14 protein-coding genes are annotated in these 17,838 nt (G+C 42.6%); 4 read left to right on the top strand and 10 right to left on the bottom strand.

Annotated features, from left to right (window positions below):
• Positions 1–529: 529 nt before the first annotated feature.
• The 3 genes from B7E06_RS02735 to B7E06_RS02725 form a co-directional block, all read right to left on the bottom strand.
• Entirely contained in the window at positions 530–1,774 is a 1,245-nt protein-coding gene (locus B7E06_RS02735) for an aminopeptidase (RefSeq protein ID WP_082235879.1), read from the bottom strand.
• Between the two features lie 132 nt (positions 1,775–1,906).
• Positions 1,907–3,805 carry an ABC-F family ATP-binding cassette domain-containing protein gene (locus tag B7E06_RS02730; protein ID WP_082232550.1) on the bottom strand — a complete coding sequence of 633 codons (1,899 nt, stop codon included), beginning with the start codon at positions 3,803–3,805 and terminating at the stop codon, positions 1,907–1,909.
• Between the two features lie 203 nt (positions 3,806–4,008).
• Positions 4,009–5,439, bottom strand: coding sequence for an alanine/glycine:cation symporter family protein (locus B7E06_RS02725; protein WP_143414443.1), 1,431 nt, complete (start codon positions 5,437–5,439; stop codon positions 4,009–4,011).
• A gap of 241 nt (positions 5,440–5,680) precedes the next feature.
• On the opposite strand from B7E06_RS02725, the gene B7E06_RS02720 reads away from it, so the two are divergent.
• The 3 genes from B7E06_RS02720 (at position 5,681) to B7E06_RS02710 (ending at position 9,249) form a co-directional block, all read left to right on the top strand.
• Positions 5,681–6,760, top strand: coding sequence for a Fe(3+) ABC transporter substrate-binding protein (locus tag B7E06_RS02720; RefSeq protein WP_179133928.1), 1,080 nt, complete (start codon positions 5,681–5,683; stop codon positions 6,758–6,760).
• A 157-nt stretch (positions 6,761–6,917) separates the two neighbouring features.
• Complete coding sequence (locus B7E06_RS02715) at positions 6,918–8,528, top strand: ABC transporter permease (RefSeq protein ID WP_082235878.1); 1,611 nt, start codon at positions 6,918–6,920, stop codon at positions 8,526–8,528.
• 1 nt (position 8,529) lies between these two features.
• On the top strand, positions 8,530–9,249 hold the full coding sequence (locus tag B7E06_RS02710; protein ID WP_082232547.1) for an ABC transporter ATP-binding protein: 720 nt from the start codon (positions 8,530–8,532) through the stop codon (positions 9,247–9,249).
• 46 nt (positions 9,250–9,295) lie between these two features.
• Here the strand turns inward: B7E06_RS02710 and B7E06_RS02705 are convergent, their stop codons facing one another.
• Genes B7E06_RS02705 through B7E06_RS02695 form a run of 3 tightly spaced genes read right to left on the bottom strand, consistent with a single transcriptional unit; the run spans position 9,296 to position 11,891 of the window.
• The gene (locus tag B7E06_RS02705) at positions 9,296–9,811 is read right to left on the bottom strand and encodes an acyl-CoA thioesterase (RefSeq protein ID WP_082232546.1); all 516 of its coding nucleotides are present in this window, start codon (positions 9,809–9,811) and stop codon (positions 9,296–9,298) included.
• A gap of 41 nt (positions 9,812–9,852) precedes the next feature.
• The gene (locus B7E06_RS02700) at positions 9,853–11,202 is read right to left on the bottom strand and encodes a sensor histidine kinase (RefSeq protein WP_082232545.1); all 1,350 of its coding nucleotides are present in this window, start codon (positions 11,200–11,202) and stop codon (positions 9,853–9,855) included.
• Between the two features lie 2 nt (positions 11,203–11,204).
• Positions 11,205–11,891, bottom strand: a complete 687-nt coding sequence (locus B7E06_RS02695) for a response regulator transcription factor (protein ID WP_082232544.1) — start codon at positions 11,889–11,891, stop codon at positions 11,205–11,207.
• Positions 11,892–12,166: 275 nt separating this feature from the next.
• Here B7E06_RS02695 and B7E06_RS02690 point away from each other — a divergent pair, with 275 nt between their 5' ends.
• Positions 12,167–13,225 carry a S1C family serine protease gene (locus tag B7E06_RS02690; protein ID WP_245807658.1) on the top strand — a complete coding sequence of 353 codons (1,059 nt, stop codon included), beginning with the start codon at positions 12,167–12,169 and terminating at the stop codon, positions 13,223–13,225.
• Between the two features lie 371 nt (positions 13,226–13,596).
• Here B7E06_RS02690 and cls read toward each other — a convergent pair whose 3' ends face one another.
• The 4 genes from cls to B7E06_RS02665 all read right to left on the bottom strand — a co-directional run bounded on the left by cls (position 13,597) and on the right by B7E06_RS02665 (position 17,781).
• Positions 13,597–15,057, bottom strand: coding sequence for a cardiolipin synthase (cls, locus tag B7E06_RS02680; protein ID WP_245807657.1), 1,461 nt, complete (start codon positions 15,055–15,057; stop codon positions 13,597–13,599).
• 63 nt (positions 15,058–15,120) lie between these two features.
• Positions 15,121–15,657: a transcription repressor NadR gene (locus B7E06_RS02675; RefSeq protein ID WP_082232541.1), complete on the bottom strand. Its 537-nt coding sequence runs from the start codon at positions 15,655–15,657 to the stop codon at positions 15,121–15,123.
• Positions 15,658–15,728: 71 nt separating this feature from the next.
• Entirely contained in the window at positions 15,729–17,210 is a 1,482-nt protein-coding gene (locus B7E06_RS02670; protein WP_082232540.1) for a glycoside hydrolase family 32 protein, read from the bottom strand.
• A gap of 73 nt (positions 17,211–17,283) precedes the next feature.
• Positions 17,284–17,781, bottom strand: coding sequence for a PTS sugar transporter subunit IIA (locus B7E06_RS02665; RefSeq protein ID WP_082232539.1), 498 nt, complete (start codon positions 17,779–17,781; stop codon positions 17,284–17,286).
• Positions 17,782–17,838 lie beyond the last annotated feature (57 nt).

Genomic DNA, 17,838 nt, shown 5'->3' with positions numbered 1-17,838 from the left:
ACTCATTGCGTAGGTTAGAGGGTTTAGGTTACACCGTGACGATTGAGGAACCAAAGGTATCTTAACTCCACCCTCCAACTCACTAGCCATTTGTATAAGACGCTCTCCTCGAAAAAAGAAGAATGAGCTGCGTCTACTTTAGTATTGCCATTTTTCCATATTATAGAACTTTATTTTCATGGTAGGAGTCTCGCCGTTTCCCCTGGCCCTTTGCGTTTACTAGGAGTAACGGAACACTGAGTAAGAAAAGATCATTTCCTAAATAGCATTTACTGAAACTACAGCGCTCCGTTTATACCACCAATAATAAAGCGGTTGGGAAATGGCGAGACTCCTGCAGGGAGAAGAGCCAGGGTGAGATCCGCGAGTGTAACGAGCTAGCTCACCGGCTCCCCGTGGAAAGCGAGCTATTTCCCAGCCGCTTTTTTCTTACTCGATAAACGGATCAGCCCTTTCTCTATCACCTTACCATTGAGAAAAGCGAGGCAAGGGAAAGATTCCCGGCCTGAGCAAAACAGTCTCTTACAAATTAAAACTCAATCGCCCAGCTTCCTTTTCTCATAACTGCTTCTTTCGTGCCATCTTCAAGATAACCATCGATGTCGAGTTCACCTGATCCCATCATAAAATCTACGTGGCTCAGGCTGTCGTTGACACCGTTTTTATCCAGTTCTTCGTTACTCATGTCAGACCCACCTTCCACATTGTTCGGGTAGGCTTTTCCTAAGGCCAGATGGCAGGAGGCATTTTCATCATAAAGTGTATTATAAAAAATCAGACCTGACTGGGAGATGGGTGATTCATGAGGAACAAGCGCCATTTCCCCTAAGTGTTTTGAACCTTCATCCGTATCCAGAAGATGACGAAGCGTTTCTTCTCCATGCTCTGCCTTAAAGTCCACGACTTTACCATCTTTGAATGTGAGTGTGAAATTATCAATAACGTTGCCGCCATAATTTAATGGTTTAGTGCTCGACACATGACCATTAACACCGTATTTATGTGGAGCGGTAAACACTTCTTCTGTCGGCATGTTCGGGTTAAAGGTAACCTGTTGTTTCTCGGTTTTTGACGCGCCGCCTTTCCAAATATGAGACTTCGGAAGCTCTACTTCCAGTTCCGTTCCCGGAGCATTGTAGACAAGCTTTTTATATTGCTTATCATTTAAATATTTACCCACTTTATCCAGTGTAGCGTTGTGTTTTTCCCATGCAGCCACAGGATCTTCCTGATCCACACGGACAATGCTGAAGATCTCTTCCCAAAGCTTGTCTATGGCTTCCTCTTCTGTTTCATTTGGGAATATTTTTTTTGCCCATGCCGGAATAGGGATGCTGATAATGCTCCACTGAATACGGTCATTCATTGTATAACTGCGGAAGTTCGACATTGCTTCTGCTCTTGCTTTGTTAGCGGCAGCTATTTTCCCTGCATCGATTCCTTTTAACAAGTCAGGATCGGTTGAGCGGATCGATAAAACAGCCGCACCTTCTTCTCCGAAGAAATCAAACATTTTCTGCTCCCATTCAGGCACTGTTTTTAGTACTTCTGTATCCGCATTTTCATAACGAAGACGGGACAATTCATCATCTGCCCATACTACGTTTACATCCTTAGCTCCCATCTCATAGGCTTTTCTTGCCACAATTCTTGTAAACAGAGCTCCTTCGACTGTAGAGTTGATCATCAGACGCTGATCCTCTTGCAAATTCACTCCTGTTTTCAGGGCAAGCTCGGCATATTTTTCTAATTTTTCCTGGCTCGGAAACTTCATCATATATCTTCTCTCCTCTTTATGTAATAACATTGTATCCGCTCTCATTATTCCACATTTTACGTTATTTCACAAAATGTCTGATGTTTTCAGACGAAAATAAAACAACCTGGGGCTGACTCCTCAGGCTGTTTATTCTTCTTCCATTTCCTCAATAATTATAGAAAGCTCTTCCCAGCGTTCCATTTTTTGTTCCAACTCCTGATCATGCTCTGCTTTTTCTTTCGATAACTCTTCTACCTTGCTGTAATCGGCGGCCGCGGCAGCCATTTCTTTATTAATCTGATCGATTTTCTCTTCGATGGCTGCTATTTCATCTTCTATCGACTCCCATTCCTGCTGTTCACGATAAGAAAGCTTCCGCTTACGGTTGGAACGGCGAGTCGCCCTTTGAGCCGAGAATGACGGTTTTTCTTTTGTTTTTACAGTTTTTTCAGCCTTTGTTTTCTCTAAATATTCGGAGTAGTTTCCGTAAAATCGCTCTACTTCACCTTCCCCTTTAAATGCAAGCAGCTTCTCTACGACACGATCTAGAAAATAGCGGTCGTGGGAAACGGTAATCACAACTCCCGGAAAATGTTCGAGATATTCTTCCAGTACGCTCAGCGTCTCTGTATCAAGATCATTGGTAGGCTCATCCAAGAACAATACGTTCGGCTCAGTCATAAGAACACGAAGTAAATATAACCGACGTCTTTCTCCACCGGACAATCGCTGAATATATGTCCATTGATGGGAACGCGGGAATAGAAATCTTTCAAGCATCTGCTCTGCTGTAATGACCTCGCCCTCAGCTGTAGTAATCACTTCAGCAGCTTCTTTAATATATTCAATGACCTTAAGGGACCCATCAATCTCTTCATGATCCTGTGTATAATAACCTATTTTCACAGTGCTTCCTACAGAAATTTCACCATGGTCAGGAGTGACACGGCCTGCCATAATATTCAGCAGTGTCGTTTTTCCGGAACCATTTGGCCCTATTATCCCAATCCGTTCCTGAGTGATCACCAAATAGTTAAAATGTTCAAGGAGAGTTCCTGCGCCGTAGGTATGGGAAATATTCTTTAGTTCAATTACATCATTACCAAGGCGGGTAGACCCGATAGACATGTCTACATTACTTTTTTCATTAGTAAAGGTCTGGTCCTGCATTTCTTCTACTCTCTGCTTGCGGGCCTTTTGTTTAGTTGTTCTCGCTTTTGCGCCACGCTTCAGCCAGGCAAGCTCCCGTCTTAACGTATTTTGATGCTTCTGCTCTGCTTGTCTTTCCCATTCTTCCCGTTCCGCTTTCTTTTCTAGAAAAGTTTCATAGTTTCCCTGGTAAGTAAATAACCGCCCTTTGTCGAGTTCATAGATTAAATTGCTGACTCTATTTAAAAAGTAACGATCGTGAGTAACTACTATTAAAGCCCCTTTATAATGGGACAAATATTCTTCCAGCCATTCAATTGTTTCATTATCAAGGTGGTTTGTCGGCTCATCCAGCAGAAGCAGATCGGCCGGCTGTATAAGGGCCTTTGCAATGGCGACACGTTTCTTCTGGCCACCGGAAAGCTGACCGATTTTCTGATCAAATATCTCAATACCTAGTTTGGTTAATATCGTTTTTGCGGCAGTATTGGCTTCCCATGCTTCTGTATGATCCATCTTCTGCTGTTTTGACATCATTTTATCCAGAATTTCAGGATTTTCGGGATCTTTAGCAAGCTGCTGAAGGACTTCTTCATATTCTCTGATCGCTGTCATAATCTCTGAATCGCCATAATAAATCTGCTCTAGCACTGGCAGCTCTGAATTAAGTTCAGGCTCCTGGGTCAAATATTCGATGGCAAAGTCTTTGGCGTGCTTTTTACTTCCGGTATCTCCGGATTCTATTCCGGCAATAATTTTTAAAAGTGTCGATTTGCCTGTCCCGTTTACGCCAATCAGACCGATTCTTTGGCCGTTTGATATGGTAAATGTTAGATCATTAAATAAATCTTTATCTCCATAGCTTTTGCTCAGCTGTTCGAAAGTTAAAATGCTCATTATGTTCACCCTTTAATTATCAATCTATTACTACTTTATCACAGGAGAAGTGGTTCTTTGAAAAAAGGGGTCTTCTCAGAAGCTGAAGTTTTCATAAGTAACTTCAAAAAAATCTCTTGATAAACCAAAGCTTTTAATGAAGAATGGAATCAAAAAAGACTGCAGGAGAACCATCCTCCTTACAGTCTTTACTTGCTTTCATTTTATTTGATAGCTTCTTTCTCGGAAGACTGGTCTCTTCTCCAATATTCCATGCCATCCACTCCCGGCAGATGATCCTGGTAAAACACCGGATCTTTTCCTTGCTTACGTTGACGTGCATAATCTTTCAATGCCGCATAGGCCACTTTTGAAAGCATGAAAATGGCGAACAAGTTAATTAATGCCATAATCCCCATCGTAAGGTCAGCCAGAGACCAGACAAGCCCAAATTCAGCAACTGCGCCAAACATAACCATAGCCAATACCGCTAAACGGTAAATCAACATGTAGCTGGAGCTTGTTTTAATAAATTCAATATTCGTTTCACCATAATAGTAATTCCCAATGATAGAACTAAAGGCAAACAAGAAGATCGCTATCGCTATAAAGATAGCCGCCCAAGTGCCAAGCTCTGTTTCAAATGCAAGCTGAGTGACCTGAATACCATCCAGATCAGAATTGAAGTACTCTCCGGATATTAAGATTATTACAGCAGTTGCACTACAAATAACAAGAGTATCCACAAATACTCCTAGTGTCTGGATCAATCCCTGCTTCACAGGGTGAGAGACCTCAGAAGTTGCGGCTGCGTTGGGAGCACTACCCATACCTGCTTCGTTGGAGAAAAGGCCTCGCTGGACACCAATTAAAATCATACCGCCAAATGTACCGCCGGCAAACTGCTCAAATCCAAAGGCACTTTGGAAGATTAAAGAAAACATTCCCGGTATGGCTCCCAAATTACCGACTACCACATAACCTGCTAGAATAATATAGAAAATTGCCATAACTGGGATGATAATTTGAGTAACCTGAGCAATTCTCTTTAAACCGCCAAATATAATAAGTGCTACGATTACCGTCAAAATTCCGCCTAATACCCATTTATCCATATTAAAAGATTGTTCAAAAGCGAGACGGATCGTATTGGACTGCACAGAACTGAACACAAGTCCATAAGTAAATGTAATTGTAATTGCAAAGATAATTCCGAGCTTCCTATTTTTTAATCCTTTTTCCATATAATATGCCGGACCACCTCTGTACTGGTTTTTCTCCGGCACTTTAAATATTTGTGCTAAAGTACTTTCAATAAAACTCGAAGCTCCTCCTAAAATAGCCACGAGCCACATCCAAAATACAGCACCAGGCCCACCTATCGTTATAGCTGCCGCCACACCAGCTAAGTTCCCTGTACCGACACGCGAAGCTGTACTAATAGCGAATGCCTGGAAAGGAGACGTTCCCTTCTTGCCGGATGTTGAGATGGCCCGTTTATCAAATAGAACTTTGAACATTTCCGGAATATAAGTAAACTGTGCAAATCCAAGACGTATGGTAAAAAATAATCCAAGACCTAATAAAACAATAATAAGGATGTATTCCCAGATAATGGTGTTTAAAAATGATATTACGCTCTCCAAAGCGTCCACCTCCACTGACTGTAATTAATTTACAATGATGATTTATTTCCCTTCTTCAGGAACAGTTAAACACCTGCCCTATGATACTTTATCATAATTTGCAATATAGGAAATGTACTCTAAGGATCTTTTTTGGAAAATTCATCTAATTGCAAATTACCCTCTTGACATTGCCTTTTAATCAAGTAAAATATTGAATTGACATTGAAAATCATTTTCAATTAAGAATATTACATATGAGGTGAGAGATTTGAAGAAATGGATTTTATTTAGTTTATTGTTTCTTTCCGCTTTAGCATTAGCCGCTTGCGGCAGCAGCCAGGAAGATGACTCTTCTTCAGAGGGAGAAAATGAAGAAGCTCAGAAAAACGAGGATGCTGGTGAGATTAACTTATATACAGGGCGCCATTATGATACTGACCAGGAGTTATATGATCAATTTACTGAAGAAACCGGAATTAAAGTAAATGTGATCGAAGGTAAGGATGATGAATTAATTGCCCGCATGAAGCGTGAAGGAAAAGCCTCTGAGGCTGACCTACTAATCACTGCTGATGCCGGCCGCCTGCACCGTGCAAAAACTGACGATCTACTTCAGCCTGTAGAAAGTGAAGTTTTAAATAAGAATGTTCCTGAAAAACTTCGTGATGAAGAAAATGAGTGGTTCGGTCTTACAAAACGTGCACGTGTGATTGTTTATAACAAAGATACAGTTAACCCAGATGATATTAAAACGTACGATGACCTGACAAAAGATGAGTGGCAGGATAAAGTACTCATCCGTTCTTCTGAAAATATTTATAATCAGTCATTACTTGCTTCTATGATTTCTCTTGAAGGTGAAGAAAAGGCCAAAGAATGGGCACAAGGAATCGTAGATAACATGGCTCGCGACCCTCAGGGCGGTGACCGCGATCAGGCAAAAGGTATCGCTGCAGGTGAAGGCGATGTTGCTGTTATGAACACTTACTACCTTGGACAGATGCTTCACTCCGAAGACGAGTCGGAAGTAGAAGTAGCCAAAAACCTTGGAGTTATCTTCCCTAACCAGGATACAACAGGAACTCACATTAATATTAGTGGTGTCGGCCTTGCGTCGAGCAGCAAAAATACCGAAGAAGCTCAGAAATTCATGGAATTCCTTTCTAAAGAAGAAGCTCAAGGGAAATTTGCCGAAGCTAACTATGAATATCCTGTAAACGAAAACGTTGAGGCTTCCGAAACTCTTAAAGAGTGGGGAGAATTTAAAGAGCAGGACTTAAACCTGGGCGAGCTAGGTGAAAACAATTCAAAAGCTATTCAAATTATGAATGAAGTGGGCTGGAAGTAATCCGCCCCTCCTCTGCCGTCCTTTATAAAAGGACGGCCTTTCATGTATATACAATAAAGCTCTAGACCTGATATGATAGAACGGTACGCTTTTTATACAGGTATATTTTTTAAAGGACGTGTCCGTTTTGAAGCTTTTCCGAAAACTTCCAGGATATATGAACATGTGGACAATACTTACCATGTTAATCGTTGTCCTCATTTTACTGCCAAACGTCACGATACTCATCAGCTTCTTCACTGAGAAAGCTGAAAACTGGCCGCATATACAGGAATTCATTCTGCCCAATCTATTAAAAAACACCAGCCTTCTTATTATATTTACAGGCTTCTTATCAATTGTTATAGGGACAAGTCTTGCATGGCTTGTATCGGCATATGACTTTCCTCTAAAAAAGTTCTTCAAGTGGGGGTTAATTCTCCCGCTGGCGATTCCCCCTTATATCGCAGGGTATACGTACAATGGCATGCTCAGCTATACGGGAGTTATCCAGACGACTTTGAGGGAAAGCTTTCATCTGAAGATTAATCAGGATTATCTAAATATCCTTCACCTTCCAGGGGCTGTTTTCATATTTACATTATTCCTGTTTCCTTATGTATACATGATTACCAGAGCTTTTCTGCAAAACCAGTCGGCTTCCCTTATTGAGAATGCAAGACTGCTCGGCAGAGGGCCTTACTCTATTTTCTTCCGTGTCGTGCTCCCGATCTCAAGAGGAGCTATCGTTGGCGGTGTGAGCCTCGTGCTGCTTGAAGTACTAAATGATTATGGTCTCGTCCAATATTTTGGTGTCCCTACTTTCAGTACAGCTATCTTTCAAACTTGGTTTGGAATGGGAGATTTAAACGCAGCCATTAAACTCTCAGCTACACTGATGTTTATCGTCTTCGCCATTTTAGTATTGGAAAAGGTCCTTAGAGGGCGTAAAAAATATAGTTACTCGACAACTAAGGTGCGACCGCTGAAGCCGATAAAATTAAAAGGGGTTAGAGCCTGGACTGCCTTTGCCTATGCTGGGTTTATTTTTGCCGCAGGGTTTATCATCCCGACTGTCCAGCTAGGAGCCTGGATGGTTTTAACCTTTGAAAAAATGATGTCTTCTGCCTTTTTTGAATTGATTAGAAATTCTCTGTTTGTTTCCTTTGCAGGTGCAGCCATGATTACAATATTCGCAGTAATTATTGCTAATTTTGCCCGAATGCATTACAGCCTTGTTTCCAAATCGGCCGCTCGGGTAACAATTTTAGGTTATTCCATTCCCGGTGCTGTCATTGCAGTTGGGATCAGCACTGTGTTTATCGAAATTGACAACCTGCTATTTGAAATTTATGAAATGGCCGGGGTGAACACATCCTTATTTATCAGTACCAGCTTATTTATGTTAATATCAGCGTATGTGATCCGTTTTCTGGCGGTTTCCTTTAACTCGATTGAAGCCGGTTTTGACAAAGTCGGCAATAAGTTTACAGAAGCCTCCCGAATGCTTGGGATGAATGTAACAAAGACCTTTTTCAAAGTCGATTTAAAAATGATCAGGGGACCTCTTATCACTGGTTTTATCCTAGCTTTTATCGAGATTATTAAAGAGCTTCCGCTGACTTTGATTTTGAGGCCTTTTAATTTTGAAACACTCTCCACAAATGCTTATCGTTACGCCAGTGATGAAAAAATACATGAAGCTTCCCTGGCATCGATTATTATAGTTGTTATCAGTGCCATCGCCATTTATTTCTTTCACCAAGTTTTAGAAAAGGAGCCGAACTGATATGTTCATTCAAATTCAAAATCTCTGTTTCAACTATCCCAATTCTGCTCATAAGACGATTCAGGACTTCTGTTTAGAGATTGAACAAGGCGAAATCATTTCAATTTTAGGAGAAAGCGGCAGCGGGAAAAGCACGGTTCTCCGATTGTTGTGCGGACTTGAAACGCCGAGCGGCGGAAATATTTTGATCAACGATAAAGTGATGACCGACGACCGGCATTTCATTCTGCCTGAGAAACGCGGAATTGGCATGGTATTTCAAGACTATGCTCTTTTCCCCCATATGACAGTAGCTGAGAACATTCAATTCGGGTTAAAAGGATACAGTCGAAAAGCGAAAAAAGAACGAACAGAAGAAGTATTGGCCCTTGTAAATATGGGCAGCTTTGCAAAACGTTTCCCGCACGAGCTCAGCGGCGGACAGCAGCAGCGAATTGCTTTAGCACGAGCGCTTGCTCCAAACCCTTCCCTGCTATTACTTGATGAACCTTTCAGTAATTTGGACGCTGACCTGCAAATTAAGATTCGCAGTGAATTAAAAGAGATTATTAAAAAGACAGGCACTACTTCCATTTTCGTTACCCATGACCGTGAAGATGCGCGAGCAATCGCTGACCGCATCATTACAATGCGGGATGGGGCTGCCTATGAATGGGAATCTCTATGCACAACGCGCGAGGATGAAGTGAAGCAGCGAGAGCTTGTCCATGCTCAGAATTAATGGAAAAACCCCTAAATCCCTTACAAGGGATTTAGGGGTTTTATTTTTATTTGGTCCAGGGAAGATCTGTCCCGAACATTTCAGCCAGTTCCTTCGACTCTTTCCTTCTTGCTTTTCGATATTCATGCCTTCTAGCAGCACCCTCGTGAAGCCATTTCTCTTCTTCAGACTCAGGCTTGACAGGCGGTACCGGCGTCGGCTGGTTATTTTCATCCACAGCGACCATAGATAAGAATGCAGTCGTACACACCTTGCGATCACCTGTCAGCAGGTTTTCAGTAATCGCCTTAACAAAGACCTCCATTGATGTATTGTGTGTCCATGTGACGAAGGCTTCAAGGCAGATCGTATCCCCTTCAAACACCGGCTGCAGAAAATCAACGGAATCTGTGGAAGCCGTTACGACCGGCTTACGGCAGTGACGAACAGCAGCGATTGCCGCCACATCGTCGATATGAGCCATCAGCTTCCCGCCAAATAATGTTCCATGACTATTCGTATCAGGGGGAAGAACATGAGAATTTTTTACGGTTAATGAATGTTTACATGATTTACTTTCCATTTCTCGACCACTCTTTTCTCTTTGGGTATCCAGTTATTATATCATTTATGGTCAGGGTGGCGCTTTGGCAGTCTAATTTCAAAAACTGCGCCAGATCCCTCTTCATTGTTCGAGGCACTAATCGTGCCGCCGCTTCTCTCGATAATAGCTCTTGAAATCGCAAGCCCGAGTCCTGTCTCTCCTTCTTTCCCTTTAATAAAACGCTGGAACAGCTGAGGCAGCAGATCTTCGGGAATTCCCGGACCGTCATCGATCACTTTAATAGAAAGTACATCTTTTGAAACATTTGAAATAATATCTACACGGGTATTAGCATGCCTTATCCCATTCCCAATAATGTTAATCAAGGCTTGAAGCACTCTTTCCGGATCAACATAACTTGTAAACTTGTGATAGGAACGAGAATGCAGCACAACTCCCTTTTCATTGGCCAGCGGATATACACGATCCTGAGCCTGGTCTGTCAAATCCGCCAGATTCACTTCAGACGGCCGATAGACATCCTCACTGCTGTCCAGCTTAGCAAGCAGAATCATCTCATTTACAATTTTCTTCAGCCTTTCCGTTTCACTGACCATTACATTGAGCCCGCGTTCAGCGTCCTTCCCTTCAAAAATCCCATCCCTTATCCCTTCCGCATAGCCTTGAATCGACATTAGAGGGGTTTTTAGTTCATGAGAGGCATTTTGAAAAAATTGTTTTTGTGTATTAATATAACGTTCCAGCTCTTCAGACATGTGACGGACACTGCGCTCTACCTCTTTAATTTCGCCTGTTGATTGTACAGGCTTCACTTCACTGAATTTCCTCTGCTCGATCTTCTTCACTTCCTGCTTCAGCCGGCTGAGCGGCGTAACCAGCCGGTTCGTCATGAAGTAGCTGACCGCCAGTGCAAGCAGAAGCCCAATTACAATGACACGGATCATCCGCTGGGCGAATGCGTTTTGCACAATCTGAAGATCATCTAAAGGTGTGGCCATAACTAGAATTCTCTGCGCACTGTGAGGGGCGAAAGCAATCGGGTAGACGACATAACTCTCACCATTACTCTCCCAAACCTCCTGACTGGCAAGTTCATCTTCAAACCGGTTCATCCAGTCTTCCGCTGTTTCTGAAGGTAAAGTACTGAACAGAACCTGTTCCTCGCTTAAATCGAACAAAAGCAAAGGATAGTTCTGATCCTGTACAAGCTCCGTCAGCTGCGACAGCCTTACCGATGTATCCTCTTCCTGACTGACCTGGTTTAATAAAAGCGCGCGTTCCTGCAGCTGACCTCTCTCATCTTGAATAAGCATGTCCATTAAAAGGGAGTAAATATAAAATGCAGAGATCGACATGACAATGAGGATAAGCGCAGCAAACGCCGCATTTAATTGATATTGAAGCTTCATCGTTAACTGCGGCTCCCGCGAAGCCGATATCCATGGCCCCAGACTGTTTCAAGCGGAAGCTCTTTCATCTTTTTACGCAGGCGTTTTACCAGGTCATCCACGGCACGGTCGCTTCCGAAATAATCATCGCCCCACACTTTGACTAGCAGTTCTTCACGGCTGTAAGCCTTGTTCTCATGCTGGGCAAGAATTTTTAAAAGCTCATATTCTTTCGTTGTGACTTCTACTTCCATCCCCTGAAAATAAGCACTCCGTTCTGTTTCATTTAAAACCAAATCACCAGATTTGATCTCTTCCATATCCTCCTGGGTGTCAGTCTGCATGACACTCCATCGCTTAAGCTGACGTTTCACACGGGCCACCAGTTCACGAGGACTAAAAGGTTTCGTTAAGTAATCATCCCCGCCCAGCTCAAGACCTAAGATTTTATCTACCTCTTCATCTTTTGCGGAAATAATAATGATCGGCACCTCTGAGGTCTGCCGAATTTTTTTACAAAACTCATAGCCATCCATGCCAGGAAGCATTATATCAAGCACCCATAAATCAGGAGGAGAAGTCTGGAAAAAGTCCCATGCTTTTTCCGCCGTATTCAGTGTTTTTACTTCATATCCTTCTTTATCTAAGTAAGCTTTAACAATATCACGAATATTTGGATCATCTTCTACTACTCCTATGGTCCGTTTCATGGGGCATCCTCCTCTATATAAGTTCTTCTTCCCATTTTCGCATAAAATCATGTAAGAAGGGAGCATTCCACACTTTTTACATATTTACACCAAAGGGCTGCCATAAGTGCGGGGTATAGTATGAACTGTAAGAGGGCATTCGTTGAAAATGCTTGATCAAGAAAATGAAAGGGGTCATTGTTCGTATGAATAGTGGTGAAAAACAAGTCATCAAAAAAAATCGTAAACGGTCCGGCTTTGCTTATGCAGTATTAGGAGCTATCATTGCGGTTTTCTTGATTACAGCAGTTTTCCAATGGAGGGGAATCAATATCTCCATTAGTACAAACGAACCCTCTGCCCAGGCTGATGAACTGAATCTTGGAAAAGACCAGGAAGAAGTCACTCAAGCCATCAATGAGACCTCCGAAGCCGTTGTTGGCATCATTAACAGTCAACAAGGTATGCAAGGTAGCGAAAAAGCCGGTACAGGATCCGGGGTCATCTATAAGAAAGATGGCGGTAAGGCTTTCGTTGTCACAAACCATCATGTAATTAAAAATGCCTCCTCCCTTGAAGTCGTTTTACATGACGGAACGAAAGCAAAAGCCAAATTGAAAGGAAGCGACCCCTATACAGACCTGGCCGTTTTAGAAATAGATGGCAAGCATGTTGAACAGGTTGCTAAGCTAGGATCACCTGGAGATATTCAGGTTGGTCAAACAGCCATAGCTATCGGTAACCCGCTTGGCATGGAATTCGCCGGATCAGCCACCAAAGGAATTGTCAGCGGTCTGGAGCGTAATATCCCCGTAGATATTAACGGTGACCAAATACCCGATTGGCAAACCGAAGTGCTCCAGACTGATGCCGCGATCAACCCAGGAAACAGCGGCGGTGCGCTGATCAATTTACAAGGCGAAGTCATAGGGATTAACTCTATGAAAATCGCCCAGGACCAAGTAGAAGGCATCGGCTTTTCGATCCCTATGGAAACCGCAAAGCCAGTCATTGAGGATTTAGAAAAAAATGGAGAAGTAACTCGCCCTTACATGGGCATCCAGTTACAGGACGTTAGCCAGATTCCTAGTTCAGTTCTGGAAGGGGAATTGAACTTGCCGCAGGACGTAACCCAAGGCGTCCTAGTCGGTGCTGTGGAAGAAGGCACTCCAGCCGCTGATGCCGGATTGCAGAAATATGATGTCATTACGAAAATTGACGGACAAGAAATTGATTCGTCCATGAGTCTCCGCCAATATCTTTACAAGGATGTTGACGAAGGTGACAGTGTAACATTAACGGTTTACCGTGATGGTGAACCAATGGAAGCTTCGCTCAAGCTTTCCTCCCAATAATTAACATATACCTCTCTTTCTTGAGTGCCCTGAATGGGGCACTCTTTTTTTTGCGGTCATTTGGCGGTGTGCTGTGCTCGCTTTCGGCTCTTCTCTCTGCTCTTTCTACGCTTCTCCTCTCCCTTTCGGCGCATCTCCCTTCTTTCGACGTTTCCACGCCCGCTTTCGGCCCTTTTCTCCGATCTTTCGGCGCTTCTCCTCTCCCTTTCAGTGTATCTCCCTTCTTTCGACGTTTCCTCGCTCGCTTTCAGCTCTTCTCTCCGATCTTTCGACGCTTCTCCTCTCCCTTTCGGCCCTTCTCTCCGCTCTTTCCACCCCGCTTGCAATTTCATCTAATAAAAAAAACTGCCTCCATAATAGAGACAGTTCTTTTATAAGATCGGCGACAATAGCCGTGCAATAGCTTCTTTGAATCGAATCCACAGAGACCGCTTTTTATATAATTTATAAGTCAGTTCCGTTGAATCTACGATATCTTCCTGAAAACGATCAGTAAGCTCATTCGCGATTTGCGGGTGATATAAGAAGGCATTTACTTCAAAGTTAAGACTGAAGCTTCGCACGTCAATATTGGCTGTTCCGACAGAGGCAATATTACCGTCAACGACGATTGTTTTAGCGTGGAGAAAACCTTTTTGATATATATAAACGGTAGCCCCCGCTTTCAGCAGTTCCCCGACGTTTGAAAACGTAGCCCAGTAAACAAACGGATGGTCCGGCATTTTAGGAATCATTATCCGAACATCGACACCTGATAGAACGGCAATTCTTACGGCATCCAGCAGGCTGTCATCCGGAATGAAATAAGGGGTTTGTATATATACATATTCTTTAGCCGATAGAATCATTTTTATATAGCCTTGTTTAATTTGTTCCCATTCCGAATCAGGACCGCTTGACACAATTTGCATCGCTACATTGCCATTTGCTTCGGCCTGGAAGTAACGCTCCTGGTAATGTATATCATCGTGGGAGGCCTGGTTCCAGTCAAGAATAAACCGGGTCTGCATGTTACTTACAGCTCCTCCTCTTACACGAAGGTGGGTGTCCCGCCAGTAACCGAAGCGTTTATTAAAGCCGAGATATTCATCTCCAATATTAAATCCGCCAATATAGCCAATTTTACCGTCAATGATAGCCAGCTTACGGTGGTTACGATAATTAATTTTCATATTGAGCTTAGGGATGAGCGGCGGAAAGAAGGATTCCACTTGTGCTCCTGCTTCCTTAAGTTCTCTAACGAATTTCCGTTTCAGGCTGCGAGAACCCATATCATCATATAAAAGTTTAACTTCTACGTTTTGTTTTGCTTTTTCAATCAGTACATCAGCGAGGCGCCGGCCAAGCTGATCATCACGGACGATATAATAAAGCAGATGAACATGGTCCTCTGCGTTCTCGATATCTTCAAGGAGAGCATGGAATTTCTTTTGACCGTCGGTAAAAACTTCAACTTCATTATCCTGTGTCAGGAGCGCATCGTTATTTTTCAAATGCATGAAAATTAAATCTTCGTATGGGACGATGGCTTCGTTTTCCACTTTTAGCGTCTGCTCTTTGATACTGCGCAGCTGCTCCTGTACTGCTGTAAGAAGTCCCAGCCGGCTCTTCTTATCCCATGTAAAGATTTCTTTATGACTTAAACGCCGTCCAAAGATTAAGTATAAGATAAATCCTGCGACCGGAAGAAATAAAAGAACCATCAGCCATGCCCATGTTGAGCTGGCATCTCTACGCTCGAGGAATATGACCGCTAGTGCAAGTAGAACGTTTAATACAATAATGGTACTAAATATATAAGGAATAAAATTTACATATGGAATAATGTCCAACTCGGTCACACCCTTTACTTACGACTTCTGTATGGAGATATGTTTAAAAGATTTCCCTTTAATTCAGGATTCAAACAGAATTCCTTTATCTCTAAGCGCCTTCAAGGCTTCTTCCAAATGGTCTTCATCGGCTGCTGCGATTGTATGGGAATGAATTCCTTCTGTCAGCTCCAACAGATAAGCAGCTTTAGAGGAAGCAATTCTGTCGAGGAAACTCTTGACGTCTTTGCGGCTTGCAATTTCAAGCCTTGCTTTTAAATCACCGTACACAGGATGTTCAATCAGTACATCAAGAACATGGACACCGTGATCTACCAGTATATTGAGCTCCTCTTCTGTCTGTTCAGCCGTATGCTGAACGACAATAGTTTTTTTAAAAAGGAGCTGATCTCTCGTTTCTGCCATATAAATATATCCCTGGCTTGTAGCCATAATTGGCTCTCCACTCGCTTTAAGAAGAGAGACATCCCCAACAATTACCTGTCTTGTCACATTCATCTGTTCAGCTAGTGTCCCTCCGGTAATTGGTTCCGACCTTTCTTTTAATAAATTTAGTATCTTTTCCCTTCTATCACTGGCTTTTAACTTAGAATCCCGCATATTATGACTCCTTCATACAAATTATAAGGTCTCATTATTTTAACATATTAACTAAAAAAAAGACGCCTTGTTTAGGCGTCCCCTATTGCTTCCATTTGATACCCTGTAATCCTCCACTGTTCCACAGAAAAAACTGTTTTTCCAAGGGAAGTAAAAAGAATGTCCGGGTCCTCAGTGTCGGGATATATCCTAGAGGTAAATGTCTCTTCTCCATCATTTACAAAAATCTCAAGCGAAGATGTATCAATAAAAATTCTTAAGCTCCGCAGCCCGTTGTCCAGCTTTACGCGTCGGAACTCTGTCTTCGTTTTATCTTCTAAATGAGGGCGGGATAATGTGAGAATAGAATCGTTTTTCGTATAGCTAAGGGAAACATAATGGAAAAATTCTATCGCAAACTGATCGTTTAACTCTTCGACTTCTACTCGCAGTTCTACCGGACGACCGCTAATGCCTCGGACAGCGTTTTGATCATTTTCAATCGATATTTCTGAATGAAGAAGCACGGCTTCCCTCATAGTCTCCAGCTCGCTTAATGGCTCCTGGATAATCTGGCGGCCATTCCACTTTAATTCTCTAGGAATGGTGAGGGCGTGAATCCAGTGATTCTGAACCGTTGGATGAGCTTGTTCAAATTGATCAGGCACCCCCATCCAGCCAATTAGAATCCGCCGATCTTTTTCATCTCTAAATGTCTGGGGGGCGTAAAATTCAAAACCACGGTCCAATTCTTTAAATGATCCATGTGTAAACACGGCATTCTGTTCGTTTAGTTCACCGGCAAAGTAGCCGCTTTGATAGGTGTTGGCAAAATCCATCCCATCTGCCTCCAGGCCCTGAGGCGAAACGATTAAAATATCTTGGCCGTCTAATGTAAACATGTCCGGACATTCCCACATGTAACCGAAATCTTTTAAACCATTTTCATATGAACCGGCAATCGGGCCAAGAAAATCCCATTCTTTCAGGCTTTCGGATTTAAATAAAAGCACTTTTCCTTCTTCTTTATCTGTTTTACCACCAACCACCATATACCATGTACCGTCTTTCTTCCATACTTTAGGATCACGGAAGTCAGCGATTTGAAAACCGTCTGGAATGGAAAGGACAGGTCCTTGCTTATGAAAATGGATACCGTCCTCTGAAATGGCAAGGCACTGATATTCTTCCTGTTTGCCATTATCTTGAATAACGTTTCCCGTGTAAAACAAATAAAGCTGATCTTCCACAATAACGGCACTGCCTGAATAACAGCCATCTTTATCAAACCATTCTGAAGGAGTTAAAGCGAGCCGCTCATGGCGCCATTTAACAAAGTCTTCCGTTATGTAGTGTCCCCAGAATTTTTCACCATGACCTGTTTTAAAAGGCATCCACTGATAAAACACATGATACTCGCCCCGCCAGTGAACAAGCCCATTAGGATCATTTAACAAACCGGCTGGCGGCATAAGGTGAAAGGATAACCGGTAGGGGTCGTTTTTTACAGTTTTCTCCTTTGCAAGCACTTCTTCTTTTACCTGCTGTCGCAGAAGTTCCTCATTGTTCAACATAAAACCTCCTGTTCGATATGCTAAAAGAACCTAACGAATAACGTCAGGTTCTTTTAGCAGGTTCAAGTTTCCATTATTTTGTTTTCAGAGTGATGATGCTTGTCTCTCCAGCCTGTACAGAATCGCTGTAGGAAGGCTCAAAGTTTTCTACGATATCGTCGTAATTTGTAATCACCACAGGAGTAATTGTACTCTTGGCTTTTTCTTCAACCAATGCTGTATCAAAAGTAATTAGATGATCACCAGCTTTTACTTTATCTCCGGTTGTAATGTGGCCTTCAAAACCTTCCCCTTCCATAGAAACTGTTTCGAGACCAATGTGAACGAGTACTTCCACACCAGATTTTGTCTTAATACCCACGGCATGGTTCGTCGGGAACAGCTGAACGATCTCACCATCAACAGGGCTCACTACTTTTCCATTATCAGGCTGAATAGCCACACCGTCTCCCATCATACGCTGACTAAATACCGGATCTGGAACTTCATCTAAGGAAACAACTTTCCCGCTAAGCGGGGCTACCAGGTTTTCTTCTACATTTTTATTACCGCCAAATAGTTTTTTTAACATACAAAATTCTTCCTTTCTATCAAGCTGTTGGTATTTTTCAGATTCCCTTATTAATCA

Origin of the sequence: Halobacillus massiliensis, from assembly GCF_900166625.1 — a bacterium.
GTDB classification, from domain to species: domain Bacteria; phylum Bacillota; class Bacilli; order Bacillales; family Halobacillaceae; genus Halobacillus_A; species Halobacillus_A massiliensis.
Note: the sequence above shows the minus strand (reverse complement) of the source record. Positions and strands in the feature narration are given on the sequence as shown.